This window comes from Sagittula marina, from assembly GCF_014196795.1.
GTDB lineage: Bacteria > Pseudomonadota > Alphaproteobacteria > Rhodobacterales > Rhodobacteraceae > Sagittula > Sagittula marina.
The window spans coordinates 146,158-170,989 of sequence record NZ_JACIEJ010000005.1 but is presented as its reverse complement, the minus strand read 5'-3'; the positions used below and the strand labels follow the sequence as shown (position 1 = coordinate 170,989).

General features: G+C 60.4%; 27 protein-coding genes. 16 read left to right on the top strand and 11 right to left on the bottom strand.

What is annotated here, in order from left to right:
• Positions 1 to 290 precede the first annotated feature (290 nt).
• Positions 291 to 599 (top strand): H-NS histone family protein, encoded by a 309-nt coding sequence (locus GGQ68_RS11305; protein WP_183966041.1) that lies wholly within the window; start codon positions 291 to 293, stop codon positions 597 to 599.
• A gap of 4 nt (positions 600 to 603) precedes the next feature.
• Positions 604 to 1,308, top strand: a complete 705-nt coding sequence (gene deoD / locus GGQ68_RS11300; protein WP_183966040.1) for a purine-nucleoside phosphorylase — start codon at positions 604 to 606, stop codon at positions 1,306 to 1,308.
• Positions 1,309 to 1,310: 2 nt separating this feature from the next.
• Here the strand turns inward: deoD and GGQ68_RS11295 are convergent, their stop codons facing one another.
• The 6 genes from GGQ68_RS11295 to sdhC all read right to left on the bottom strand — a co-directional run bounded on the left by GGQ68_RS11295 (position 1,311) and on the right by sdhC (position 6,830).
• Positions 1,311 to 2,153, bottom strand: coding sequence for an urea carboxylase-associated family protein (locus GGQ68_RS11295; protein WP_183966039.1), 843 nt, complete (start codon positions 2,151 to 2,153; stop codon positions 1,311 to 1,313).
• A gap of 632 nt (positions 2,154 to 2,785) precedes the next feature.
• On the bottom strand, positions 2,786 to 3,565 hold the full coding sequence (locus tag GGQ68_RS11290) for a succinate dehydrogenase iron-sulfur subunit (protein ID WP_183966038.1): 780 nt from the start codon (positions 3,563 to 3,565) through the stop codon (positions 2,786 to 2,788).
• Between the two features lie 318 nt (positions 3,566 to 3,883).
• Positions 3,884 to 4,189, bottom strand: a complete 306-nt coding sequence (locus GGQ68_RS11285) for a hypothetical protein (RefSeq protein ID WP_183966037.1) — start codon at positions 4,187 to 4,189, stop codon at positions 3,884 to 3,886.
• Complete coding sequence (sdhA, locus tag GGQ68_RS11280) at positions 4,189 to 5,991, bottom strand: succinate dehydrogenase flavoprotein subunit (RefSeq protein ID WP_183966036.1); 1,803 nt, start codon at positions 5,989 to 5,991, stop codon at positions 4,189 to 4,191. Before sdhA ends, GGQ68_RS11285 begins: the two co-directional genes overlap by 1 nt.
• A 63-nt stretch (positions 5,992 to 6,054) precedes the next feature.
• Entirely contained in the window at positions 6,055 to 6,426 is a 372-nt protein-coding gene (locus tag GGQ68_RS11275) for a succinate dehydrogenase, hydrophobic membrane anchor protein (RefSeq protein ID WP_183966035.1), read from the bottom strand.
• Positions 6,427 to 6,440: 14 nt separating this feature from the next.
• A complete protein-coding gene (gene sdhC / locus GGQ68_RS11270; protein WP_183966033.1) occupies positions 6,441 to 6,830 on the bottom strand; it encodes a succinate dehydrogenase, cytochrome b556 subunit in 390 nt (129 codons plus the stop codon).
• Positions 6,831 to 6,982: 152 nt separating this feature from the next.
• Here sdhC and GGQ68_RS11265 point away from each other — a divergent pair, with 152 nt between their 5' ends.
• Positions 6,983 to 7,216: a hypothetical protein gene (locus GGQ68_RS11265; RefSeq protein WP_183966031.1), complete on the top strand. Its 234-nt coding sequence runs from the start codon at positions 6,983 to 6,985 to the stop codon at positions 7,214 to 7,216.
• Positions 7,217 to 7,493: 277 nt separating this feature from the next.
• Here the strand turns inward: GGQ68_RS11265 and GGQ68_RS11260 are convergent, their stop codons facing one another.
• From GGQ68_RS11260 to GGQ68_RS11245, 4 genes are all read right to left on the bottom strand, one after another.
• Positions 7,494 to 8,522 (bottom strand): MaoC family dehydratase, encoded by a 1,029-nt coding sequence (locus tag GGQ68_RS11260; protein WP_183966029.1) that lies wholly within the window; start codon positions 8,520 to 8,522, stop codon positions 7,494 to 7,496.
• Positions 8,522 to 8,725, bottom strand: coding sequence for a DUF1737 domain-containing protein (locus tag GGQ68_RS11255; protein ID WP_183966027.1), 204 nt, complete (start codon positions 8,723 to 8,725; stop codon positions 8,522 to 8,524). The genes GGQ68_RS11260 and GGQ68_RS11255 overlap by 1 nt, the downstream gene beginning before the upstream one ends.
• Before the next feature lie 4 nt (positions 8,726 to 8,729).
• Positions 8,730 to 9,275, bottom strand: a complete 546-nt coding sequence (locus tag GGQ68_RS11250; RefSeq protein WP_183966025.1) for an NnrU family protein — start codon at positions 9,273 to 9,275, stop codon at positions 8,730 to 8,732.
• Between the two features lie 94 nt (positions 9,276 to 9,369).
• On the bottom strand, positions 9,370 to 10,218 hold the full coding sequence (locus tag GGQ68_RS11245) for an HpcH/HpaI aldolase/citrate lyase family protein (RefSeq protein WP_183966023.1): 849 nt from the start codon (positions 10,216 to 10,218) through the stop codon (positions 9,370 to 9,372).
• A gap of 325 nt (positions 10,219 to 10,543) precedes the next feature.
• Here GGQ68_RS11245 and GGQ68_RS11240 point away from each other — a divergent pair, with 325 nt between their 5' ends.
• Positions 10,544 to 10,861, top strand: coding sequence for a hypothetical protein (locus GGQ68_RS11240; RefSeq protein ID WP_344716383.1), 318 nt, complete (start codon positions 10,544 to 10,546; stop codon positions 10,859 to 10,861).
• Between the two features lie 54 nt (positions 10,862 to 10,915).
• Here GGQ68_RS11240 and GGQ68_RS11235 read toward each other — a convergent pair whose 3' ends face one another.
• On the bottom strand, positions 10,916 to 11,668 hold the full coding sequence (locus tag GGQ68_RS11235; RefSeq protein ID WP_183966021.1) for a sulfite exporter TauE/SafE family protein: 753 nt from the start codon (positions 11,666 to 11,668) through the stop codon (positions 10,916 to 10,918).
• A gap of 157 nt (positions 11,669 to 11,825) precedes the next feature.
• Between GGQ68_RS11235 and mdh the strand changes: the two genes are divergently transcribed.
• From mdh to lpdA, 12 genes are all read left to right on the top strand, one after another.
• The gene (gene mdh / locus GGQ68_RS11230) at positions 11,826 to 12,788 is read left to right on the top strand and encodes a malate dehydrogenase (protein ID WP_183966019.1); all 963 of its coding nucleotides are present in this window, start codon (positions 11,826 to 11,828) and stop codon (positions 12,786 to 12,788) included.
• 726 nt (positions 12,789 to 13,514) lie between these two features.
• Complete coding sequence (gene sucC / locus GGQ68_RS11225; RefSeq protein ID WP_183966017.1) at positions 13,515 to 14,708, top strand: ADP-forming succinate--CoA ligase subunit beta; 1,194 nt, start codon at positions 13,515 to 13,517, stop codon at positions 14,706 to 14,708.
• Positions 14,709 to 14,859: 151 nt separating this feature from the next.
• On the top strand, positions 14,860 to 15,213 hold the full coding sequence (locus GGQ68_RS11220; protein WP_425502972.1) for a hypothetical protein: 354 nt from the start codon (positions 14,860 to 14,862) through the stop codon (positions 15,211 to 15,213).
• Between the two features lie 144 nt (positions 15,214 to 15,357).
• Positions 15,358 to 16,239 carry a succinate--CoA ligase subunit alpha gene (gene sucD / locus GGQ68_RS11215; protein ID WP_183966012.1) on the top strand — a complete coding sequence of 294 codons (882 nt, stop codon included), beginning with the start codon at positions 15,358 to 15,360 and terminating at the stop codon, positions 16,237 to 16,239.
• 195 nt (positions 16,240 to 16,434) lie between these two features.
• Entirely contained in the window at positions 16,435 to 19,404 is a 2,970-nt protein-coding gene (locus GGQ68_RS11210) for a 2-oxoglutarate dehydrogenase E1 component (RefSeq protein ID WP_183966010.1), read from the top strand.
• 6 nt (positions 19,405 to 19,410) lie between these two features.
• A complete protein-coding gene (gene odhB, locus GGQ68_RS11205; protein WP_183966008.1) occupies positions 19,411 to 20,946 on the top strand; it encodes a 2-oxoglutarate dehydrogenase complex dihydrolipoyllysine-residue succinyltransferase in 1,536 nt (511 codons plus the stop codon).
• An 86-nt stretch (positions 20,947 to 21,032) separates the two neighbouring features.
• On the top strand, positions 21,033 to 21,521 hold the full coding sequence (locus tag GGQ68_RS11200) for a hypothetical protein (protein ID WP_183966006.1): 489 nt from the start codon (positions 21,033 to 21,035) through the stop codon (positions 21,519 to 21,521).
• A 188-nt stretch (positions 21,522 to 21,709) separates the two neighbouring features.
• Positions 21,710 to 22,267, top strand: a complete 558-nt coding sequence (locus GGQ68_RS11195; protein WP_183966004.1) for a hypothetical protein — start codon at positions 21,710 to 21,712, stop codon at positions 22,265 to 22,267.
• Positions 22,264 to 22,494 (top strand): hypothetical protein, encoded by a 231-nt coding sequence (locus tag GGQ68_RS11190; protein ID WP_183966002.1) that lies wholly within the window; start codon positions 22,264 to 22,266, stop codon positions 22,492 to 22,494. Before GGQ68_RS11195 ends, GGQ68_RS11190 begins: the two co-directional genes overlap by 4 nt.
• Positions 22,494 to 22,886: an MAPEG family protein gene (locus GGQ68_RS11185; protein ID WP_183966000.1), complete on the top strand. Its 393-nt coding sequence runs from the start codon at positions 22,494 to 22,496 to the stop codon at positions 22,884 to 22,886. Before GGQ68_RS11190 ends, GGQ68_RS11185 begins: the two co-directional genes overlap by 1 nt.
• Positions 22,883 to 23,272, top strand: a complete 390-nt coding sequence (locus tag GGQ68_RS11180; protein WP_183965998.1) for an MAPEG family protein — start codon at positions 22,883 to 22,885, stop codon at positions 23,270 to 23,272. Before GGQ68_RS11185 ends, GGQ68_RS11180 begins: the two co-directional genes overlap by 4 nt.
• Before the next feature lie 102 nt (positions 23,273 to 23,374).
• The gene (lpdA, locus tag GGQ68_RS11175) at positions 23,375 to 24,775 is read left to right on the top strand and encodes a dihydrolipoyl dehydrogenase (protein ID WP_183965996.1); all 1,401 of its coding nucleotides are present in this window, start codon (positions 23,375 to 23,377) and stop codon (positions 24,773 to 24,775) included.
• Positions 24,776 to 24,832: the final 57 nt, after the last annotated feature.

Sequence of the window (24,832 nt, the reverse complement as noted above, 5' to 3'; positions counted from 1 at the left end):
AAATGACCGGGCCGGAGCGGACGCTTCGGCCTTTTCACTTTTCGAAGCCTCAAAATTGAATTGACCAATACAAAAGCACACAATAAAGAAATTCGGACGCTGGAAAACGCTTGGACCATGGCAAAACGGCAGATTAAATAGTTTCGAATGACTTTCGGAAGACTGTGCAAGTAGGCGGTTCTTTCAAAGTCATTTATCTGTGTTCCTTCGCTCTTCAATAAGTTTCGAACTTTCTTCCGGCCGTGGTTTCTCGTATCTGGCTTCTGGCCCAACATGAAAAGGAACGCACCATGACGGATAACCTCGAAACAATGTCCCGGGAAGAACTGCAAAAGCTGATTTCAGACGCGCAAAAAGCTCTGAAAACTGTGGATGCACGTCGCATGGCAGAAGCAAAGCGCGCCGCCGAACTGGCTGCAAAGGAATATGGCTTCTCGCTTGATGAGGTCCTTCAGTCTGGAACGAAAGCTTCCAAGGGCGCCCCGAAATACGTCAACCCCGAAGATCCCACTCAGACATGGACCGGCCGTGGTCGCAAACCCAATTGGTTGATCGAAGCCATGGACGCAGGAAAGTCCCTGGACGACATGGCGATCTGATAAAATGACCATACACATTGGCGCCGCCCCCGGCGAAATCGCGGAAACCGTGCTGATGCCCGGCGATCCTCTGCGCGCAGAATGGGCCGCTCAGACCTTTCTCGACGATGCCAAATGCGTAAACCGTGTCCGCGGCATGTTGGGGTATACGGGCACCTGGAAAGGCAACCGGGTTACCATTCAAGGGTCCGGCATGGGCATGCCCAGCCTCTCCATTTATGCCAATGAGTTGATCCGCGATTATGGCGCGCGCACGTTGATCCGCATCGGATCCTGCGGCGCCATGCAACACAGCATCAATATCCGCGACGTTGTCATCGCAATGACCGCTTCGACTCTATCGACCCCCTCGCGTGGCATTTTCAAGGAACTGAATTACGCACCTTGCGCGGATTATGCTTTGCTCGAAGCAGCCGTCGCCAGCGCGCGTAAAAAAGACAGCGCAGTTCATGTGGGCGGGATTTATTCAGCGGATGTGTTCTACGACGAGCGTCCCGATCTGAATGAGCAAATGATCCGGCACGGTATTCTTGGCGTGGAAATGGAAGCTGCGGAATTGTACACAGTTGCGGCGCGACATGGCGTGCGCGCATTGGCGATCATGACCGTTTCCGACCACCTGCTCACCCAGGACGCCCTGCCCGCCGAAGATCGTGAACGTTCCTTTGGCGACATGGTAGAAATCGCGCTCGAGGCGGCCTTCGCCTGAGCCTATCGCCCGTGGCTGCGGTCATATCCATTGATCACGGGCGATTTCCATCCGGCCAATGCACCGGACGCCGGGGCCATCACCTCGACAAGAAGCGGCCCGCATATGGCGGTGTCAGAGCTGTGCTCCGCGCTGCAATCGCCTCCGGGACAAGCACTGAGCGCCCCGAGAAGATCAATTTCCGCGAAAAATGTCAGATGATCGTCCTTGCGAACCGGACTGGCCTTCATGAAATATTGCCCGGTGTCATGCGTAAATCCGGTGCACATGAAAACATTCAAAACGTCATGCACGTGTTTCTCCGCCTCCGCCAAGGGCAGGTCCCGCGCATCGGCCAAGGCACGCGTCAAATTCGAATGACAACAGTGGTGGTAATCGTTCCCCGCCAAAAGCTGATGGGTGTAAGGGTCGCAACGCGTTCCGATCACATCATGCACCGCCCCGCCAAACGCGTCGCGTCCATACCAGCCCAGCGTGTCGGCAACGATCGTCGCCATAGGCCTGAGATAGGGAAAGCCGGACCACAGGCGGTCACCGGTGGTGACGTGACTGCCATGCAGCGCGCGGGTCTTGCCAGAATAGAACCGCTCGGTCAGATCGTGCGCATTCCACAGGTTCAGATCGCCCACTTGCGGCGTCTCGGCACAGGTGATGCGAAAGAAATGCCCGGCAGGGACCTCAAACGCGCAGGCCTCGCGCGGTGCGGCAGTGTGGCGCGAGATCACATCAGCGCCCTCTAGCGCCTCGGCATAAAGCGACATATTTGCCAGTGGCAGCGTGTCGTTCGGGTAGCAAATCACCGGCGGAACGGCGCGGCGGATGTCGGCATCTTCGGGCGGGGTCATTGTGCGGCGTCCTCACGATGGCAACGGGTCGGGCTTTGGCCCTTTGGATAATCTATGGTGGCCCCGCAATGCACACATGTCCAGCGGGTCGCCTCAGACATCCGATATTCCCGCCAACGGCATAGGCGCGTTTCCGGCTTGTTGTAGATCAGCAATAGCACGAAGGCTACTATCAGAAGGACAGGGATCAACATGGTGACTGACCTAGTGCGTTTGACCGGGATGCAAAAGCACTTAGCCTCATAGGCCCGGGCGGATCACCCGCCCGGTCAGGCCTGTCCGCGGGACAGGATCAGGCCGCGAAGGGCATATCGTCATAAACCGGCGCAGTGCTGGCCGGCCGCGGTGTTGGTGTGTAGTAGGCGAAAGCCTCATTCAGAGCGTCGAGGGCGCGCTGAGCCGGGGATTTAGTCTGCTCTTGCATTGGGTATGACCTTTATGTCGTTTTCATCCCCTCCCCGACCCATGAGATAGTCCCGGCTCGCCTGCTTCACATCTGCCGATATCGCAAGAACGACATGCATTTAGGACATAGGGAACGCTGCGGAAACCGCGTCAGCGCCTATGACGCAAAGAAAACCCCGGGAAACGAACGTCTCCCGGGGCCAATGATGACAAAATTTGCAGCCGTGTCAGGCCGCGCGCTCCAACATCAACTTCTTGATTTCGGCAATCGCGCCAGCCGGGTTCAAACCTTTCGGGCAGGTTTTGGTGCAGTTCATGATGGTGTGGCAGCGGTACAGCTTGAACGGGTCTTCGAGCTGGTCCAAACGCTCACCCGTCGCCTCATCACGCGAGTCGATGATCCAGCGGTAGGCATGCAGCAGCGCTGCCGGTCCAAGGTATTTGTCGCCGTTCCACCAGTAGGACGGGCAAGATGTGGAGCAGGACGCACACATCACGCATTCATACAGGCCGTCGAGCTTTTTGCGGTCCTCAATGGACTGCTTCCACTCTTTCGCGGGGCGGTTGGTCTTGGTCTCCAACCACGGCATGATCGAGGCGTGTTGCGCGTAGAAGTGCGTCAGGTCCGGGATCAAATCCTTCACCACCGGCATGTGAGGCAGCGGGTAGATGGTGACGTCGCCATCAATCTCGTCCAGACCGTAGATACAGGCCAAGGTGTTGATGCCGTCGATCATCATCGCGCAGGAACCACAGATGCCTTCGCGGCAGGAGCGGCGGAACGTCAGGGTGGGATCGATCTCGTTCTTGATCTTGATCAGCGCATCCAGAACCATGGGACCACATTCGTCCATGTCCAGATGATAGGTGTCGACCCGCGGGTTTTCCCCATCATCAGGGCTCCAGCGGTAGATCTTGAACGCACGGACGTTCTTGGCGCCCGACGGCTTTGGCCAAGTCTTGCCAGTCCGGATCTTGGAGTTCTTGGGGAGGGTAAACTGTACCATTTCTCTCTCCTTATCGAAGCAGAGCCGGCAGCCCTTGGGTCGCCAGACAAGTTGTTGTTTCGGGCTTCGAGACCACTTGTGCAACGATCTCGACGGAACTTTGTGTCGGGCCACCGAGCGTATCGGAAGCCAGAGCGTAAATCTGCGGCGCGGAGGCGTTGTTTATCACGCAGTCGATGCTGGGCTGTAGCGGGATCCCCGCTGGCAGACGCTCAAGAAGCACCCGATTGACGGTCGAGCGCGCCGCGCTGCGGGCGATCTGGTCCTGTGCCTGTGTTGAACACCCGGCGAGCATAAGCCCGGCGAGGCTAAGAGCAATCAATCCACGCAATAGAGCGTCCCCCGATAAAATGGCGCTGCCCCGGGTGGGCAGTTGCCCACGACCGAGGGCGTGTTGCGCGGTTGGCGGAACCGGGACTGATCCATGACAACGGTATAGGAAGCGCGACCATTCATGCACGCGTCAACGGCGGCATTGTATTGCGCTGCGTAACCAGTCTTGGCGCCGCCCGAATAGGCGATCCCATTCGCCTGGTCCTGGCAATATGCCAAGGCCCCCTTCTCTGCCGAAGCGGAGCTGGCGGCACAGGCCGCCAGAATAACGGAGATCGCCAGAGCGCGCATCAGAACGTCCGCGCCTTGGGTGCGATGGTCTCCAGGCTGATGCCGCCTTCCCCTTCGGTGGTAAGCGGATCGGTGATGACCGGACGATAGGTCAGGTCCACCTTGTTGCCGTGCACCCGCGCGACAGTGTGTACACGCCAGTTTTCGTCATCGCGGTCGGTGAAATCCTCATGCGCATGCGCACCACGGGATTCCTTGCGCGCCTCGGCACCTGTGATCGTCGCCAGCGCGTTCGGCATCAGGTTGGTCAGTTCCAGCGTCTCCATGAGGTCGGAGTTCCAGACCAGCGACGTATCCGTGACTTTCAGGTCGTTCAGCTTGCCCGCAATGGCGGTCATGGCTTCGACCCCCTCGGACATCGTCTTGGCGGTGCGGAAAACGGCAGCATCGCGCTGCATGGTCTTCTGCATTTCCAGACGCAGTTCCGCAGTGGGGGTGCCACCTTTAGCATAGCGCAGCCCGTCAAAGCGGTCGAACGCCTTGTCGATTTCAGCCTTCGGCGCCGTGGGGATGGCGGCGTCGCGGTCAACAACCTTGCCGGCGCGGATCGCGGCGGCACGGCCAAAGACCACGAGGTCGATCAGCGAGTTCGAACCCAGACGGTTCGCACCGTGCACAGACGCACAGCCCGCCTCGCCCACGGCCATCAGACCCGGCACGATAGCGGTCGGATTTTCAGCCGTCGGGTTCAGCACCTCGCCCCAGTAGTTCGTGGGAATGCCGCCCATGTTGTAGTGCACAGTGGGCAAGACCGGAATCGGCTCCTTGGTCACGTCGACACCGGCGAAAATCTTGGCCGACTCAGAAATCCCCGGCAGGCGCTCCGCCAGTGCTTCGGCAGGCAGGTGCGACAGGTTCAGGTGGATGTGATCCCCTTCCTTACCAACGCCACGTCCTTCGCGGATCTCCATGGTCATGGAGCGCGAAACGTAGTCACGCGGCGCGAGATCCTTGTAGGTCGGGGCGTAACGTTCCATGAACCGCTCGCCTTCGGAGTTGGTCAGATAACCGCCCTCGCCGCGCGCGCCCTCAGTGATCAGACAGCCGGAGCCGTAGATGCCGGTGGGGTGGAACTGCACAAACTCCATGTCCTGAAGCGCAAGGCCAGCGCGGGCCACCATGCCGCCGCCATCGCCGGTGCAGGTGTGCGCCGAGGTCGCGGAGAAATAGGCACGGCCATAGCCGCCGGTCGCCAGCACCACCATCTTCGCGTTGAAAACGTGCATGGTGCCGTCGTCGAGCTTCCAGCACAGGACGCCCTTGCAGACGCCGTCTTCCATCAACAGGTCGATGGCGAAGTATTCGACGTAGAACTCAGCGTTCTCTTTAAGCGACTGACCATACAGCGTGTGCAGGATCGCGTGGCCCGTCCGGTCCGCGGCGGCACAGGTGCGCTGCACGGGCGGGCCTTCGCCGAACTCGGTGGTGTGACCACCAAAGGGGCGCTGGTAGATCTTGCCCTCTTCGGTGCGCGAAAACGGCACGCCGTAATGCTCAAGCTCGTAGACCGCCTTTGGGGCTTCCCGCGCGAGGTATTCCATCGCGTCCGTGTCGCCCAGCCAGTCAGAGCCCTTCACCGTGTCGTACATGTGCCACTGCCAGTTGTCGGGGCCCATGTTGGACAGCGACGCAGCGATCCCGCCTTGCGCGGCAACCGTGTGCGAGCGGGTCGGGAAAACCTTTGTCACGCAGGCTGTGCGCAGACCTTGTTCGGCCATGCCCAGCGTCGCGCGCAAACCTGCACCACCGGCGCCCACAACCACAACGTCATAGTCATGCGTCTCGTAAGTATATTCAGCCATATCTCAGCCTCGTATCTGTGGGGCGCTCGCAAGGCTCTTGCCCGCCGCGCCACCGAAATTCGTTCAGAGCGCCAGCTTAACCAGGGCGAACAGCCCGGCAGCGATCAGGACGTAGGACAGGGCCGTCACGGCCATGCTCAGCAGTTTGCCTTTCGTGCCATGCACGTAGTCCTCGATCGCTTCCTGTGTTTCGCCGTTGAAGTGCGTCACACCCACCACAAGCATCAGAGCGGTGATGATCGCCGGGAACGGACGTGCGAAATAGGCCTGCACCTCTTCGAAGGAGCCGCCCATGCCGGAGAAAAACGTAAAGACGAACAGGGGAACCAGCACGACCAAGGCCATGGAGGTGCCCAGCATCCGCTTGTGGAACTGTGTGCCAGTGCGGCCAGACCCCAGGCCTGTGGCGCGCTTGCGAGCAGTCAGATAATGCATCCTTAGATCCTCCCTTACACCACGATGGCGGTGAAGATGGCCATAACGGTGGCCCCGATGAACATGACGGTCCCCATCAGTTCCCCGAATTCAATGTCTACGCGGTAGCCAAGATCCCAGATCACATGGCGCAGACGGCCCAGCATGTGAAACCAGATGGCCCAGCTTCCCAGCAGCAGCAGGATATCCCCGACAAAGCCGGTCAGAAGACCGTCGATCACTGCGAATGCATCTGGCGATGTGGCGGCGCACAGCAGCCACAGCACAAGCAGCACTGCCATGCCCAATGATGCGATGCCGGTGATGCGCACCATGATCGAGGAGATAGAAGTCATTTGCGGGCGGTAGTACTGCCCGATCATGAAGGGTGAAAGCGGGCGGTTGCCCCGGTTCACGTCGGCCATGGCGTCGTCCTTCGGTTTTGGTCCGTTGTTGGTCGTTCTAGTGGGTTTTCACCTTCTGTCACCCATTGGAGGGGGAAAGACACGTGGTTTTTTAGCGCAGTTTGTTCAAAATAGCCTTTTGTGATCACGGCCACCAATGGTGTGATCACATTTTGAGCGACAACATCCGCCAATCAGAATCACTCTGCCAAAGCGCCTTGTTTCATGATTATTTTTATCAGGTACCTGCCGAATTGCCGCAACGCGGCATGCGCCGCACAGCTGATTGCGCCTCGAACGAGGGCCTCAAAACCGACACCAGTGGCCTGCCGAAACCTACGGTCCCGTCCAAGTCTGCCAAAAGGATTGCTTTCCTTGCCTTCCAAAGCGGTCATCCCACACATTGACGCGGAGGACCTGACTGCATCGCTGACAGCGGCCCAGTCGAACAATTCCCCAAGCAGCTGAAAAAGGCACCTTTTCGCATAGCGTCCTTGTCCACAGCGCGTCTCCATCCCGGAGGTCGACGGGAGGTCTCAAAGAAATCCCGCCGGTGTTGGCAGAGGCACTTAAAAGAGAAGCGCAACCACGATCTATCTCGCGCTTCAACTTTTTGCTGATTAAGCAGACTTGCCAACCAACGCCGGCGTTCGTCAGGTGCTCCAGTGCGGTGCCCCGTTTAGGTCAGACAGGCATCAACGCCCAGTAATCGAGATCCAAAAGAACGTCCGGAAGGTACTTGCCATCCGCGCCTTTCAGTTCGAAGGGGCTGCCGCCCTTGGTGGCGACCAGGCGCAAGCGGATCGCGCCGACACCGGGGGCATTCGTTTCTGCCTTGTCCAGAACTTCCGACCACGCCTTTACCGTGCTCCCGGCAAGACAGGGGTTCGCGTGCGCGCCCCCATTCAGACCAACGATCATCTGCGCATTCGCCAACCCGTTGAACGACAAGGCACGCGCCATGGAGATCACATGCCCACCGTAAATCAACCGCTGGTCAGGCCGCGCCGTGACATCGAAATGCACCTTCGACGTGTTCTGCCACAACCGTGTCGCCATCATATGCTCGGCTTCCTCGATCGTGACACCGTCCACATGGTCGATCTTTTCACCGATCTCATAATCGCCCAGGCGATGCGGCTCCCCTGCCAGCGTGAAATCGTAGCCAGAGAAATCCAACCCCTCGGGGATCACCAGATCCGAGGGGGCCAGCACGGGTTTGAGATCCGGCAGCACCGTCTCAGGTGCGGGGGCATCGTTGTCGCGTTTGCGCAGCATGACCCAGCGCTTGTATTCCATCACGCATTCGTCGTTCTGATTGAAGCCCTTGGAATGCACGTAGACAACGCCGGTGCGCCCGTTCGAGTTCTGCTTCAGTCCGATCACCTCAGACGACGCCCGCAGCGTATCCCCCGGCCACACCGGCTTCAGCCAGCGACCTTCGGCATAGCCAAGGTTCGCCACAGCGTTCAGCGACACATCCGGCACAGTCTTGCCAAAGACGATGTGGAAAGCCGCGAGATCGTCCAGCGGACCCGCCGGCAGCCCGCAGTCACGCGCGAACTCATCCGAGGAATACAGTGCGTGCCGCATGGGATAAAGCGCGTGATAAAGCGCACGTTCCCCGCCCGAAACCGTCCGAGGCACGGCGTGATCGATCACCATCCCGAGCTCGTAGTCCTCAAAGAAACGCCCCGGATTGGTCTTTTGCATCACTGCTCTCCCAATTTGATATCTGGTGTGTAGGTGCCCTCAACCTCCTTCACCACGGCCTGTCCACAGCGCATCACGCCGTTGGCCGCGTCAAAGGCATAGGTGGGATCGCCATGCAGCGCCCAGCCCTTGTTCAGGGCGCCTGTAACCTTGTGGCAGAACTCCGACGTGTCGTCAGAAGACAGAAATCTGTATAGTTTCATGGGATTATCCGAAAGGCATAGGGCCGACGAGGCCGTGGATGAAGCCGATGACAACCAGCAGGACCAGCGACGCAACCAGGAAAATCACGTCCTTTTTGATGCTGCCCTTGGCAGGTGGGGTCCACGCGGGCTCGGCGCGATTGATGAGGAGCATCTCGACCACGGCCCAGATCCCCAAACCACCGAACAGGACGAACGATTCCACGTCGCCGTTCACCAGCAGGTGCGCCAGCGCCCAGATCAGGAAACCGGTCAGCATCGGGTGGCGCATCTTGTAGAACAGTGCACCTTTCTTGGGTCCGGGAGAGAAGAAGTACAGCGCAGCAATCATCATCAGGTTGTTGATGCCAACCGTTGCGGGATGACGCCCCCAGAAGAATGCACCCTCAGCCGCACGATAGCCCAGTGTCATCAATACGATGGACACGACCAGCGCCAGCGCAACAGCGCCCTTGCCCTTGTTGCCCATCGTGGCGCGCGCATCGGGAGCGACCCGTTTGAACAAATGCGCCGCCCACCAAAGTGCGACACCGAGAATCAAGATAAGCATGGCTTTCTCCCTTGGCTATGCGGCGCGCAATGTCGCCCGGTTCGAGGGCAGGCACAATGCGCGCAACATCAGCTTTTCGTTGGTCTGAAGCGCTTCAGGAAGCCAGCGCCGCGATGGCCTCAGCCCTGGCCAGGGTCTTGCGTGCGGTGTCCACATGCAGGTTCTCGACGATCTTGCCGTCAACCACTGCAACGCCCTGCCCTGCGGCTTTCGCCTCTTCGAAGGCTTCTATCTGGCGGCGCGCCAGGTTGATCTCTGTCTCGTCAGGGGCAAAGGCCGCATTGGTGATTTCCACCTGCGCCGGATGGATAAGCGTCTTGCCGTCCATGCCCATGTCACGCCCCTGACTGCATTCGGTTTGCAGACCGTCGTCGTCCTTGAAGGCATTATAAACACCATCGACAATGACCTTGCCAAAGGCCTTCGCCGCGAGAACGCACAGACCCAGACCTGTCATCATGGGCAGACGATCCGCCCGAAAACGGGCGTTCAGCTCCTTGGCGAGGTCGTTGGTCCCCATGACCATGCCCTCGAGACGCGGGTGCGCGGCGATCTCCTTGGCGTTCAGCATTCCCATCGGGGTTTCCATCATCGCCCAAAGCGGCTTGTCGGTGATCTCAGCGAGCGCATCCAGATGCGCCGGGGAATCAACCTTCGGCAGAAGAATCGCGTCGCAGTCCATTTCGGAAACGGCTTTCGCGTCCTCTACCCCCCATTCGGATTCAAGCGCGTTGATCCGAACGATGCGCGCGCGTTGACCGTAGGATCGCTTCAACGCCTCGGCCAGCGTCGTCCGGGCGGCGACCTTTTCTTCAGGTGCCACAGCATCTTCAAGGTCAAAGATGATGGCATCAATGGTCAACCCACGCGCTTTTTCCAGCGCCCGCTCCTTGGACGCCGGAATGTAGAGAACGGACCGATAGGGGCGGGTTTCCAAGTCCATGGGAGTCTCCGTCGTGAAATAAAGTTGCGCATGAATGCACATATTTTTCCAAATCGTTCAAGCCGAAATGCGCTGCAACGCAGAAAATCGGCCGTTCTCTACGGTATACCGTGGCATATGGGTTGCATTCGAACCATCCAGACCAACGGGCGCACGCTGCGTTAACCGGATAGTAGCTGCAACGGACGAAGGATGTTCGCATGTCGTTCGAAAGCGGCACGGATGCCACGACAGGGCTCGCGTGGGTCGGCATTCCGGGAACCGAGAGGACCCAAAAGGCGTCAGCCGGATGAATCCGAGCGCCAGCAGCCGAAAGGTGAAAATGATGACGACAAAGATGAAGATGTGCCTGCTCTCCGCCGGATTTCTGCTCGGCGCCGCCTCGCTGGTCGAAGCACAGCAATTGGAACACTGTGCACCGCGCGACAAGGTGGTGGATCGCCTTGCCGCAAAATACGGCGAAACGCGCCAAAGCATGGGGCTCGGCTCCAACAATGCCGTGATGGAGGTTTTCGCGTCTGCCGAAAGCGGCTCGTGGACGATCACGGTGACCATGACCAATGGCATCACCTGTCTCGTCGCGTCCGGTCAAGCGTTCGAAGAGCTTGCCGAGGCCCTGCCTCCCAAAGGCGACGATGCGTGATTTCACCGTGGGCGCACCTGTCCCGTCAGGCCGTGCCCCGGTTCTGTTGCCCTGTCAGGTCAACGCATCCCAGATCAACTTCGCGCCCGTCAGGGTCAGCGCCACGTAAGTTATGCCAAAGAACCAGCGCTCCGGCAGCATGTGATGGGCCTTTACGCCCAGCCACGTGCCGAGCAATGCGAAAGGGATCAGTATCAGGTCCAGCATCAGCGTCTGAGCGGTGAAGATCCCCATGAAGCCGTAGAAAATCGCCTTGAACAGGTTGACGGCCCAGAACACCAGCACGGTGGTGGCCTGAAATTTGGTTTTCGACAGCCCCTGCCCCAACATGTAAACCGCTGCCGCCGGTCCGCCCGCATGGCTGATGAAGCTGGTAAACCCCAGCACGACACCGGATGTCACCCCCGCCCCGGACCCGAGCCGCGCCCCCAGACGGACCAGCCCCAGCGCCCTTACCGCCTGCCACGCGACAAACAGCAACGCCACGGCACCGATGAGCAGGCGGATCCTGTCAGGATCGGCCGAGGCCCAGAACACGGCGCCCAGGATCGTGCCGGGTATCGCCCCCAGCATCAGCACCTTGGCCACCCCCCAATCCCACTTCTGCCAGTAGGCCCAGAGGCTTGCCACATCCATCAGCATGAGCAACGGCAGCATCAACCCGACAGCCATCGCCGGCGGCAATACAAGCGCGAGAATCGAGCTTGATGCGAAGGCCACGCCAGAACCGAAGCCCCCCTTTGACACGCCCGCGAACACAACCGCAGGCACGACAAATGCCATGATCGACCAGCTTAACAATTCCATGCCGCCCCCTAAACGCGCTGTATTTTCAGCGCTATAACTTTGTACACCTCTTGGTGGTAGCCCTAACACCAACAATGCTGCACTGCCGCGCTCTTGCGTTGCGCGGCCAAGCGGCGTAGCAAATTGCCAAATTCAAGCAGGACCGGAGATACATTCCATGGCCAGACCCAAGATCGCCCTCATCGGCGCAGGTCAGATCGGTGGCACACTTGCCCACCTCGCTGCAATGAAAGAACTGGGCGACGTCGTCCTCTTCGACATCGCCGAAGGCGTACCCGAAGGCAAGTCGCTCGACATCGCCGAATCCGGCCCCTCCGAGGGCTTTGACGCAAAGTTGAAGGGCACTCAGGACTACGCCGACATCGCGGGTGCCGACGTTTGCATCGTCACTGCCGGTGTCGCGCGCAAGCCTGGCATGTCCCGCGACGACCTTTTGGGCATCAACCTGAAAGTCATGAAATCCGTCGGCGAAGGCATCCGCGACAACGCGCCGGACGCATTCGTCATCTGCATCACCAACCCTCTCGACGCGATGGTCTGGGCTTTGCAAAAGTTCTCCGGCCTGCCCACGGAAAAAGTCTGTGGCATGGCTGGCGTGCTTGACTCCGCACGGTTCCGTCACTTCCTCGCGGAAGAATTCAACGTTTCCATGAAAGATGTCACAGCCTTCGTTCTCGGCGGCCACGGCGACACCATGGTGCCTTCCCTGCGCTATTCGACCGTCGCGGGCATCCCCTTGCCCGACCTGATCTCGATGGGCTGGACCACCAAGGAAAAGATGGACGCGATCGTTCAGCGCACCCGTGACGGTGGCGCGGAAATCGTTGGTCTGCTCAAGACCGGTTCCGCCTTCTACGCGCCCGCGACCTCCGCGATCGAGATGGCCGAAGCTTACCTGAAGGACCAGAAACGCGTCCTGCCGTGTGCCGCCCATTGTGATGGCGACCTTGGCGTAAAGGACATGTACGTTGGCGTGCCGACCGTGATCGGCGCTGGCGGTATCGAGCGTGTGGTGAACATCAAGCTCACCAAGGAAGAGCAAGAGATGTTCGATGCCTCGGTGACAGCGGTCAAAGGTCTGGTCGAAGCCTGCAAAGCTATCGACAGCTCACTGGCGTAAATCCGTCATTCGATCCAATACGAAAGCCGCCGGTCTGTCCGGCGGCTTTTTTCGTTCAGGACCAGCCGGATGGGATCATTGGTCAGCGGCCAGATTTTGAAACTACGGATGGGTTTGAGACCAGTGCGCATCCAGACTGGTCAGGAACAGGTCGACATCATCTACAAGGGTGCAGGTGTGAAAACCTTCCCAAGCCGACGCGGAATCAAATCGAGCACCTCGAGCCTTTGCTTCCGTCCCCCAGGTCGAGACGGAATCATCTGGTGCAAATCCGCGCCAGCCTGTGCCGCACGTCCGCGAGTGGCCAAAACGCACCCCCCACATCCTCAAAACGACGGTCAGCAGTGCTCTCAGACGCAGGGCGTTTCCGCGCGGCCTCGTCCGGATTCATGGGCATCGCGACATGCTGAGCCCTGTAAATTGATAACATCACCAAGATCCCGCGGCGTCCCGTTCCGAGCGCACGACGCCCAGCTTGGCCGGCACGTTAAAGCGTTCGACAGTTGGCTCTTTCTTCTGCGGCTTACCACCCAAGATCCACGTAAAGTGATTCGTTGATGCAACGCATAGCTGCACTGGCCGCCTGTGATCACAGCGTTTCTGGCCGTGATCACAAACTGCAAAAACCACAGAGTTTTACGTACATGCGGCAATAATCACTTCGCCCTAACGGGTTTGGTTGCCTATACCGAGGACAAATCGCAGCAACCACGGGATCATGGACTCATGAATATCCACGAATACCAGGCTAAGGCCCTCCTGCGCAGCTACGGCGCGCCTGTTTCTGACGGCCGCGCCGTGCTCAGGGCCGAAGACGCCAAGACCGCAGCAGGCGAGCTCGACGGCCCGCTTTGGGTGGTCAAGGCTCAGATCCACGCAGGCGGTCGCGGAAAAGGCTCCTTCAAGGAAGCCGAAGCCGGTGAAAAAGGCGGCGTGCGTCTGACCAAGTCGGTCGAAGAGGCCGCAGAAGAAGCCAAGAAGATGCTGGGCAAGACCCTCGTCACGCACCAGACCGGCCCTGCGGGCAAGCAGGTCAACCGCATCTACATCGAAGACGGCTCCGACATTGATCGCGAACTGTACCTCGCGCTGCTTGTCGACCGCCAGACATCGCGCGTGTCCTTCGTCTGCTCCACCGAGGGCGGCATGGACATCGAAGAGGTCGCAGCATCGACCCCGGAAAAGATCCTGTCCTTCTCCGTCGACCCGGCCACCGGCTACCAGCCGTTCCACGGTCGCCGCGTCGGCTTTGCGCTCGGCCTCGAAGGCGCCGCAATGAAGCAGTGCGTCAAGCTGATGGGCATCCTCTACAAGGCCTTCATCGAGAAGGACATGGAGATGCTGGAGATCAACCCGCTGATCGTCATGCCCGGCGGTGACCTCAAAGTGCTCGACGCCAAAGTCGGCTTCGACGGCAACGCCATGTACCGCCAGTCGGACGTGGCAGAGCTGCGCGACACCACCGAGGAGGACTCCAAGGAACTGGAAGCTTCCAAGTACGACCTGAACTACATCGCGCTCGACGGTGAAATCGGCTGCATGGTGAACGGCGCAGGCCTCGCCATGGCGACCATGGACATCATCAAGCTCTACGGCGCAGAGCCTGCCAACTTCCTCGACGTGGGCGGCGGCGCGACCAAGGAGAAGGTGACAGAAGCCTTCAAGATCATCACCTCTGACAAGAACGTCAAAGGCATCCTGGTCAACATCTTTGGCGGCATCATGCGCTGCGACGTCATCGCGGAAGGTGTCATCGCCGCGGTCAAGGACGTCGGCCTTCAGGTTCCGCTGGTTGTCCGTCTCGAAGGCACCAACGTCGAAAAGGGCAAGGAGATCATCCAGAACTCCGGTCTGGACGTGATCGCCGCCGACGACCTCAAGGACGGTGCTGAAAAGATCGTCAAAGCGGTCAAGGGCTAAGCGTCCCTCGGGGCAGCGACAAGAGAGCATCAGATGCAACCGATTTCCCATCATATGTCCAACGAAGCGCGGCAGGCTTTCTGCCCCGTTTCCGCGGCTGTGCGGGAACCGGTTGCGGCTTTCACGGGTTACCTCTGCAACGGAGGTACACGTGATGTTGAAGAAACTGCGCAAAAGCAATCTGGACGAAGCCAAGGAAGCCGCCTTGCCGGTGCCCAGCAAAAGAGCGCGCATGTCGCCTCTGGTGTATGGTGCCGGGATGATTGCAGCAGGTCTTCTGCTCAAGAAGGTCAATCCACGCTTTGGGACGCTGCCCAATCCCCTTCAGTACGGCGCTTCGCGCAAGAAAAGCAGGGGGGTGAAGGCTGCGACCTTCGCACGGGACCGCGCAGCGAACTTTGCGCCGGGCAACGTCACCACCAAGCTTGGCAAGTCGCTGATACTCGGCGGCGCAGCCATGCTGACCGCGCGCATTCTGGACGAGGCCGTCGGCCGCAAGCTCTGACGCCTGCCCCCATTTCCATGAACAGACATGACGACCCCGCCATTTCGTGGCGCGGGTCGTCTTTGCATGCGCCATCGCATGTGCCTCATTTGGCTGGGCACACCCCGGCCTTTTCCCAATAATCTTACGAAGAAAGCGACAGACATGGCCGTTCTCATCGACGAAAACACCAAGGTCATCTGCCAGGGTCTCACCGGCTCGCAGGGCACCTTCCACACCGAGCAGGCGATTGCCTACGGCACCAAGATGGTCGGCGGCGTGACACCGGGCAAAGGCGGGCAGACCCACCTAAACCTGCCGGTCTTCAACTCCGTGCACGAAGCCAAACACGTGACCGAGGCAAACGCCTCCGTGATCTATGTTCCGCCGCCCTTCGCAGCGGATTCGATCCTCGAAGCCATCGACGCCGAGATGGAGCTGATCGTCTGCATCACCGAGGGCATTCCGGTGCTCGACATGATGAAGGTGAAGCGCGCGCTGGAGACGTCCAAATCCACGCTGATCGGCCCGAACTGCCCCGGTGTCATCACGCCCGGCGCCTGCAAGATCGGCATCATGCCCGGCCACATCCACAAACGTGGCAGCGTCGGTGTCGTGTCCCGCTCCGGCACCCTGACCTACGAGGCGGTCAAGCAGACCTCCGACAGCGGTCTGGGCCAGACCACAGCCGTCGGCATCGGCGGCGACCCGATCAAAGGCACCGAGCATATCGACGTCCTGGAAATGTTCCTCGCCGACCCGGAAACCCAGTCGATCATCATGATCGGTGAGATCGGTGGCTCCGCCGAGGAAGAAGCGGCGCAGTTCCTTGCCGATGAGCGGAAAAAAGGCCGCTGGAAGCCGACCGCTGGCTTCATCGCGGGCCGCACAGCGCCTCCGGGACGCCGCATGGGTCACGCCGGTGCGATCGTCGCAGGCGGCAAAGGTGGCGCCGAGGACAAGATCGAAGCCATGCAATCCGCAGGCATCGTGGTGGCAGACAGCCCCGCGACCCTCGGCGAAGCCGTGCTCAAGGCCATCGGCTGACGCAAAAGCGGGCCGTCCGGGCTTGTCCCGACGGCTCCGCGACCCAATGTTCAAGGTATTGGCCAGACACGCATTTTGGCCAATATCCACCCCGCCCCGGACCGTTTCCGGAGTGTCACGACGGAAACCCGCCAACGGAACAGCGGGTCTCCCTTTTGCCACTCCGCTGGTCGAACACAAAAGGACGCGCAACCCATGACCGACCAAAGCCCCAACGATCAATTCCATGCCTCCTCCTTCATGCAGGGGCACAATGCCGAGTACCTCGAACAGATGTACGCGCGCTATGCCAACGACCCCAATGCGGTGGACGATGCATGGAAGGCGTTCTTCGACCAGATGGGCGACGACGACAGCGCCGTCACGCAGGAGGCCGAAGGCCCCTCCTGGGCGCGCAAGGACTGGCCGCCGCAGCCCACGGACGATCTGACCGCCGCGCTGACCGGTGAATGGCCCATGCCCGCCGTCCCGGCAGAGGCCAAAGGCGCCGCCAAGAAGATCGCCGCCAAGGCGGATGAAAAGGGGGTTCAGGTCTCCAACGAGGCGATCCAACGCGCCGTGCTGGATTCGATCCGTGCGCTGATGATCATCCGCGCCTACCGGATCCGGGGCCACCTCGCCGCCGACCTCGACCCGCTGGGTCTGCGCGACACGTCGAACCATCCGGAGCTCGACCCCAAGTCCTACGGTTTTACCGAAGCGGACATGGATCGCCCGATCTTCATCGACAACGTGCTGGGTCTGCAAATCGCGTCGCTCCGCGAGATCGTCGCCATCGTCAAACGCACCTACTGCGGCACCTTCGCGCTGCAATACATGCACATCTCCGACCCTGAACAGGCGTCCTGGCTGAAGGAACGCATCGAGGGCTACGGCAAGGAAATCCAGTTCACCCGCGAGGGCCGCAAGGCCATCCTGAACAAGATGGTCGAGGCCGAGGGCTTCGAAAAATTCCTGCACGTCAAGTACATGGGCACCAAGCGATTTGGCCTCGACGGTGGCGAAAGCCTGATCCCAGCGATGGAGCAGATCATCAAGCGCGGCGGCAACCTCGGCCTGAAGGACATCGTCATCGGCATGCCGCACCGTGGCCGTCTGTCTGTCCTCGCCAACGTGATGCAGAAGCCGTACAAGGCGATCTTCAACGAATTCCAGGGCGGCTCGTTCAAGCCCGAGGATGTGGACGGCTCCGGCGACGTGAAATACCACCTCGGCGCGTCCTCCGACCGTGAGTTCGACGGCCACCCCGTGCACCTGTCTCTGACCGCCAACCCCTCCCACCTGGAGGCGGTGAACCCCGTTGTTCTGGGTAAGGTCCGCGCCAAGCAGGACCAGCTGAACGACACCAACCGCACGCAGGTCATGCCAGTCCTGCTGCATGGCGATGCGGCCTTTGCCGGTCAGGGTGTCGTGGCGGAATGCTTTGCCCTGTCAGGTCTGCGCGGGCACCGCACCGGCGGCACCATGCACATCATCGTCAACAACCAGATCGGCTTTACCACCGCGCCGCACTTCTCGCGGTCCTCGCCCTACCCCACCGACAACGCGCTGGTGGTCGAGGCGCCGATCTTCCACGTCAACGGTGACGATCCGGAGGCCGTGGTCCACGCCGCCAAGGTTGCGACCGAGTTCCGCCAGAAGTTCGGCAAGGACGTGGTGCTCGACATCTTCTGCTACCGCCGCTTTGGTCACAACGAGGGCGACGAGCCCATGTTCACCAACCCGGTCATGTACACCAAGATCAAGAAACAGAAGACCACGCTGACCCTGTACACGGAGCGTCTGGTCAAGGACGGCCTGATCCCCGAAGGCGAAATCGAGGATATGAAGGCCGCGTTCCAGGCGAAACTGAACGAGGAGTTCGAAGCCGGCAAGGTCTACAAGCCCAACAAGGCCGACTGGCTGGACGGGCGCTGGTCACACCTCGACAAGCAGAAAGAGGGCAAATACCAGCGCGGCAAGACCGCCATCAGCAAGGATACCCTCGCTGATGTGGGCAAGGCGCTCACCACCATTCCCGACGGCTACCCGATCCACAAAACCGTGGGCCGTCTCATCGATGCGCGCGCCAAGATGTTCGAAACCGGCAAGGGCTTTGACTGGGCCACCGCAGAATCCCTGGCCTTTGGTTCACTTCAGCTCGAAGGATACCCGGTGCGCCTGTCCGGTCAGGACAGCACGCGCGGCACCTTCTCGCAACGCCATTCGGCCTTCGTGAACCAGGAGACCGAGGAACGGTATTACCCGCTCAACAACATCCGCGAGGGTCAGGCCCGCTACGAAGTCATCGACTCGGCGCTGTCGGAATACGCGGTGCTTGGCTTTGAATATGGCTTCTCGCTGGCCGAACCCAACGCGCTGACCCTTTGGGAAGCCCAGTTCGGTGACTTTGCCAACGGCGCGCAGATCATGTTCGACCAGTTCATCTCGTCGGGCGAATCCAAATGGCTGCGGATGTCGGGCCTCGTCTGCCTGATGCCGCACGGGTTCGAGGGTCAGGGACCGGAGCACTCCTCCGCCCGTCTCGAACGCTTCCTGCAGATGTGTGGTCAGGACAACTGGATCGTGGCGAACTGCTCGACCCCGGCGAACTACTTCCACATCCTGCGCCGCCAGCTGCACCGCAGCTACCGCAAGCCGCTGATGTTGATGACGCCGAAGTCGCTGCTGCGCCACAAGCTCTGCGTCTCTGATGTCGACATGTTCACCACCGGGTCGTCCTTCCACCGTGTGCTGTGGGACGATGCCGAGGCGGGGATCTCCGACATCACGCTCAAGCCCGACAACGAGATCAAGCGCGTCGTCATGTGCTCCGGCAAGGTCTACTACGATCTGCTCGAAGAGCGTGACAGCCGTGGCCTTGATGATGTGTACCTGCTTCGTGTGGAACAGTTCTATCCCTTCCCGGCGATCAGCCTCGTCAAGGAGCTGGAGCGTTTCTCCCAGGCCGAAATGATCTGGTGCCAGGAAGAGCCCAAGAACCAGGGCGCGTGGCACTTCATCGAGCCGAACATCGAATGGGTTCTGGGCCGCATCAAGGCCGAGTATTCTCGTCCGCGGTACGTGGGCCGCGCCACATCCGCGTCGCCCGCCACCGGCCTCGCGTCCGCACACAAGGCACAACAACAGGCGCTCGTCGACGAAGCGCTGACGATCGAAGGATAACTGAAGATGACCGAAGTACGCGTCCCCACCCTGGGCGAATCCGTATCCGAGGCGACCGTCGCCACCTGGTTCAAGAAACCCGGTGACAGCGTCGCAGTAGACGAGATGCTCTGTGAGCTGGAAACCGACAAGGTGACGGTCGAAGTCCCCTCCCCCGTGGCGGGCACACTGTCCGATATCGTCGCGAACGAAGGCGACACCGTGGGTGTCGATGCTCTGCTGGCGAATGTCTCCGAGGAAGGCAACGCAGGCCCCGAGGAAACCAAGCCCCGCGAGGAGAAAGCCACCTCCGAAGACGGCCCTGCGTCCCCCTCCAAAGGCAGCGAAAGCGTCGACGTGATGGTGCCGACCTTGGGCGAGTCCGTGTCGGAGGCCACCGTCTCCACCTGGTTCAAGAAGGTCGGCGACAGTGTGGAGCAGGACGAAATGCTCTGCGAGCTGGAAACCGACAAGGTCTCCGTCGAAGTGCCCGCACCGACGTCCGGCACGCTGACAGAGATCCTCGCCGAGGAAGGCTCCACCGTCGAAGCAGGCGGCAAGCTGGCTGTGATGGGTGGCTCCGGCGGCGCATCGGCCTCCCCGTCCAAAGCGCCTGACGACAACCAGTATTCCACCCCGGACGCTGGCAACGCAGGCCCCGGCAAAGACATCAAGGACGGACCCGCCGCTGAAAAGGCCATGGCCGAAGCAGGCGTGAAGCGTGACGACGTCAAAGGCACCGGCAAGGACGGTCGCGCGACCAAGTCCGACGTGGCGGCTGCCGTTGCGGCTGCGAACTCCGCGCCGAAAGCCTCCTCCGCCCCGGCGAGCGCCCCGCGCGCCCCGTCCCCCGCAGAAGATGCCGACCGCGAAGAGCGCGTAAAGATGACGCGCCTGCGCCAGACCATCGCGCGCCGCCTGAAGGACGCGCAGAACGCCGCCGCGATCCTGACCACCTACAACGAGGTGGACATGACCGAGGTCATGGCCCTGCGGAACCAGTACAAGGACCAGTTCGAGAAGAAGCACGGCGTGCGTCTGGGCTTCATGTCCTTCTTCACCAAGGCGTGCTGCCACGCTCTGAAAGAGGTCCCCGAGGTCAACGCCGAAATCGACGGCACCGACATCGTCTACAAGAACTTCGTCCACATGGGCGTGGCCGCAGGCACGCCGCAGGGTCTGGTCGTGCCGGTCATCCGTGACGCGGACAGCATGTCTTTCGCCGAGATCGAAAAGGCCATCGGTGAAAAGGGCAAGCGCGCCCGCGACGGCAAGCTCTCCATGGCAGAGATGCAGGGCGGCACCTTCACCATCTCCAACGGTGGTGTCTACGGCTCGCTGATGTCCTCGCCGATCCTGAACCCTCCGCAGTCGGGCATCCTCGGCATGCACAAGATCCAAGACCGTCCGATGGTCGTCAACGGCGAGATCAAGATCCGCCCGATGATGTACCTCGCCCTGTCCTACGATCACCGCATCGTCGACGGCAAAGGCGCCGTGACCTTCCTCGTGCGCGTCAAGGAAGCGCTGGAAGATCCGCGTCGCCTGCTGATGGACCTGTAACATATCTTTTAAAAAAATAAGAGATCCCTATTGACCTTAACTGGCCCCTTATGAGAGTAAGGGGCCAGTTAGAAGAGGGATTTCAAATGACAGAGCTTAACATCGAAAAGTTTCGTGAGGAGTGGCAGGACGAGGAGTGGCAAGAGCTTCTGAAGCATCTGGCTTCGCAACCTGACGCGTCTGAGCACACTATCAACGAGCTACAAGGCATGTGGGATTGTGACCGAGGCTACGCCATTGAGTGCGCGCGTTCTCTCGAAGAGTATGGCTTCGGACAGTTCATCGTCGGCCGAAGGGGCGGAAAGACCCGTTTCCATTGGTGGTATTCGTCCACGATGGTTGCGAAAGCTGGAATGGGTGATGACGATGCTGCGGAGCAACTGCAACGTGGTGTTGATGAAAACTTCCGGAAAACAGTTTGGAAATGGTCCGAAATACGCGATCGGTTGGCGGAGGAAGCAAACCTTGATCCCTCAGAGATAATCTTGGACATCAATATCGGCGACGCGAAAGAAAACTTCGCTAAGTTGCATGGCCTGGATACTTCGGAAGTTTCGATCAGGGTTGGAGGCTAAAATGTCGCGATCAGCTGATATAATGAAGGGGCGTTGTGAAGGAATTAATCGGACCCTAGGACTTCTATCGAATGCAACTAAAATATGCGTCCCGCATGGAGCAACGCCAACTGAACGACGCGAAAAGATGATCGAGCTCATCGCCCAAGCGCTTGAAAAATAATAAGAAAGATGGATGGCTTCGGAAAATGGAACTTGCGACAGTTAAAAGTAGAGCTTCTGCCGACGCCATCCGCCGCCGTCGCGCCCTCTCGCTGCCCGGTTACAGAACTCTCGCAGAGGAAGGCTTTGACGGCGATTATGTCTCGCCCATCCAGATGACCTCCGGCAATCTCTCCGGGCCGATGATCATCTCGAAAGACTGGCTCGACGCGCCGTCGGCCAATGCCAATCGTGCGATCCTGACGCAGCAGGGCTACCTGCCGGGCAACCCCTACAACCGTGTGATCGACAAGGTGCTCGACCTCGTGGGCCTGACACGCGCCGACATCTACATCACGCCTGTCTTTGCACTGCTGACCGCCACACGCTCCTCCGTCATCCCGATGAAGGACAAGCGCGCCTCGTTCGAGGCGGTGGGCCAGTACGAATTGATGGGCCGGCGTCCCATTGCCTGCGGGACAGATGCCGCCAGCGTCCTACGTGGTTTCGGTATAGACCATATCGAAACCATACATCCCTCGGCGCGCGGCCTGACCTTTGATGACCGCGCCGCCCGGATCGCCAAAGCCCTGGAGGCCGCATGACCACTCAACTCCTTCTCAAGTACGATCATTTCGACCAGTCTGCCTTTGACGCCGATGCAGAGGCACGCGGACAGGCGGGCCTGACCCTTTTGCAGATGTGGAAAGAAGGCAGTGCACGCTGGGCCCTGTTCACCGTGAACGATGGGCAGAAGGCCCGCGACTGGCTGTCCAAGGAAAGCGCGCTGAGCCATCCGCCCGCCGCGTCGCACATGCTGGAGACCCTGTGATGACCTATGAGCTGGCCGCCCTCGCCGCCACGGTGTTGATCCACGTCTTTGCCGTGATGTGGTCGCAGAAGTCGCTTGAGGCCGACATTGGCCACGAAGGCAACCTGAAGCCCCGTGACGGAGACCTCGACCTTGGTCAGCGCACCCAGCGCCTGCGTCGGGCCCTGGGCAACCATACGGAGAACATCGGCCCGTTCATCATCGCCGTGGTGCTGGTACAGTTCACCGAGACCAACGGCTGGTTCACCGCGCTGTGCGCATGGATCTTTGTGGTTGCGCGGGCGCTGTACCTGCCAGCCTATGCCTTTGGCTGGGTGCCGTGGCGGTCGGTGATCTTCATGATCGGCTTTCTCGCAACCATCGCCATGATCGTCAGGAGCCTGTTTGGATGACGCCTGAATTGACAGCCCTCGTTCTGGTCGCGCTGCTGCAGGTGGCCACCTTCGTAGCCTATTCGATCACGGCGCAGATGCAGGTGGGGCGCGGCTATGCCCTGTCTCCCCGTGACACGCCGCGCACGCTGACCGGCAAGGCCGGGCGGCTGCAACGCACCATGGCCAACAGCTTTGAGGCGCTGATCCTGTTCGCCATCGCCGTGATGGCCGTGACCTACGCCGACAAATCCGGGGGTGCCACGGCCATCGCCTCCGCGCTCTTTCTCATCGCCCGTGTGCTTTACGTCCCGGCCTATGTCTGGGGCTGGACACCGTGGCGCTCGCTCATCTGGCTGGTGGGTCTGTTCGCAACCGTGTTCCTGCTGATCTGGAGCTTGTTGTGACGCAGCGCCCACCACGTATTCTTCATCCGAAAATCCCGGGGGAGATGGGTCAAAATCCCTGAGGGTCCGCGCCCTTCCCCCCGTTACTGAAAGGAACCGACAATGTCCCAATACGACGTCATCGTTATCGGCGGAGGCCCCGGTGGCTACGTTGCTGCCATTCGCGCCGCTCAGCTGGGTCTGAAAACCGCCTGCGTCGAAGGCCGTGAAACGCTCGGCGGCACCTGCCTGAACGTGGGCTGTATCCCGTCCAAGGCCCTGCTGCACGCCAGCCACCAGCTGCACGAAGCAGAGCACAACTTTGCCAAGATGGGCCTCAAGGGCAAGACGCCCTCCGTCGATTGGAAGCAGATGCTGTCCTACAAGGACGACGTGATCGGCCAGAACACCAAGGGCATCGAATTCCTGTTCAAGAAGAACAAGGTCGAATGGCTGAAGGGCTGGGGCTCGATCCCCGAGGCAGGCAAGGTCAAGGTCGGTGACGACGTCTACGAGGCCAAGAATATCCTGATCGCCTCCGGCTCCGAGGTGGCATCGGTTCCCGGTGCCGACGTGACCGTGGACAATGACAAGGGCGTTGTTGTCGACAGCACCGGCGCGCTGGCCCTGCCCAAGATCCCCAAGAAGATGATCGTCATCGGCGCGGGTGTGATCGGCCTTGAAATGGGGTCGGTCTACAAGCGTCTGGGCGCCGAGGTGCAGGTGATCGAGTTCCTCGACCATGTGACCCCCGGCATGGACGCCGAGGTTCAGAAGCAGTTCCAGAAGATCCTGACCAAGCAAGGGCTGGAGTTCACAATGGGCGCCGCCGTGTCCAAGGTCGAAGCGACGGCGAACAAGGCCACCGTCACTTACACGCTGCGCAAGGACGAGTCCGAGCACACCGCAGAGGCCGATGTCGTGCTGGTCGCCACCGGGCGCAAGCCATTCACCGACGGTCTTGGCCTCGACGCACTGGGGATCGAGATGACCAAGCGTGGCCAGATCGCCGTCAACGATGCGTGGAAGACCAACGTCGACGGCATATACGCCATCGGTGACGTGGTCGAAGGGCCGATGCTGGCGCACAAGGCCGAGGACGAAGGCATGGCCGCCGCAGAGGTCATCGCCGGCAAGCATGGCCATGTGAACTACAACGTGATCCCGTCGGTGATCTACACCACGCCTGAGGTCGCCGCCGTGGGCAAGACCGAGGCGCAGCTCAAGGAAGAGGGCAAGGCCTATAAGGTCGGCAAGTTTTCCTTCATGGGGAACGGCCGTGCGAAGGCCATGTTCCAGGGCGAAGGCTTTGTCAAACTGCTGGCCGACAAGGACACCGACCGCATCCTGGGCTGCCACATCATCGGTCCGATGGCGGGCGACCTGATCCACGAAATCTGCGTCGGCATGGAGTTTGGTGCATCGGCAGAGGACATCGCCCTGACCTGCCACGCGCACCCGACGTTTTCCGAGGCTGTGCGTGAGGCCGCGCTGGCCTGTGGCGACGGCGCGATCCACGCGTAACACTGTTGCAATCAACGAAAAAGGGCGGCCTGACAGGTCGCCCTTTGGTGTCTCAAC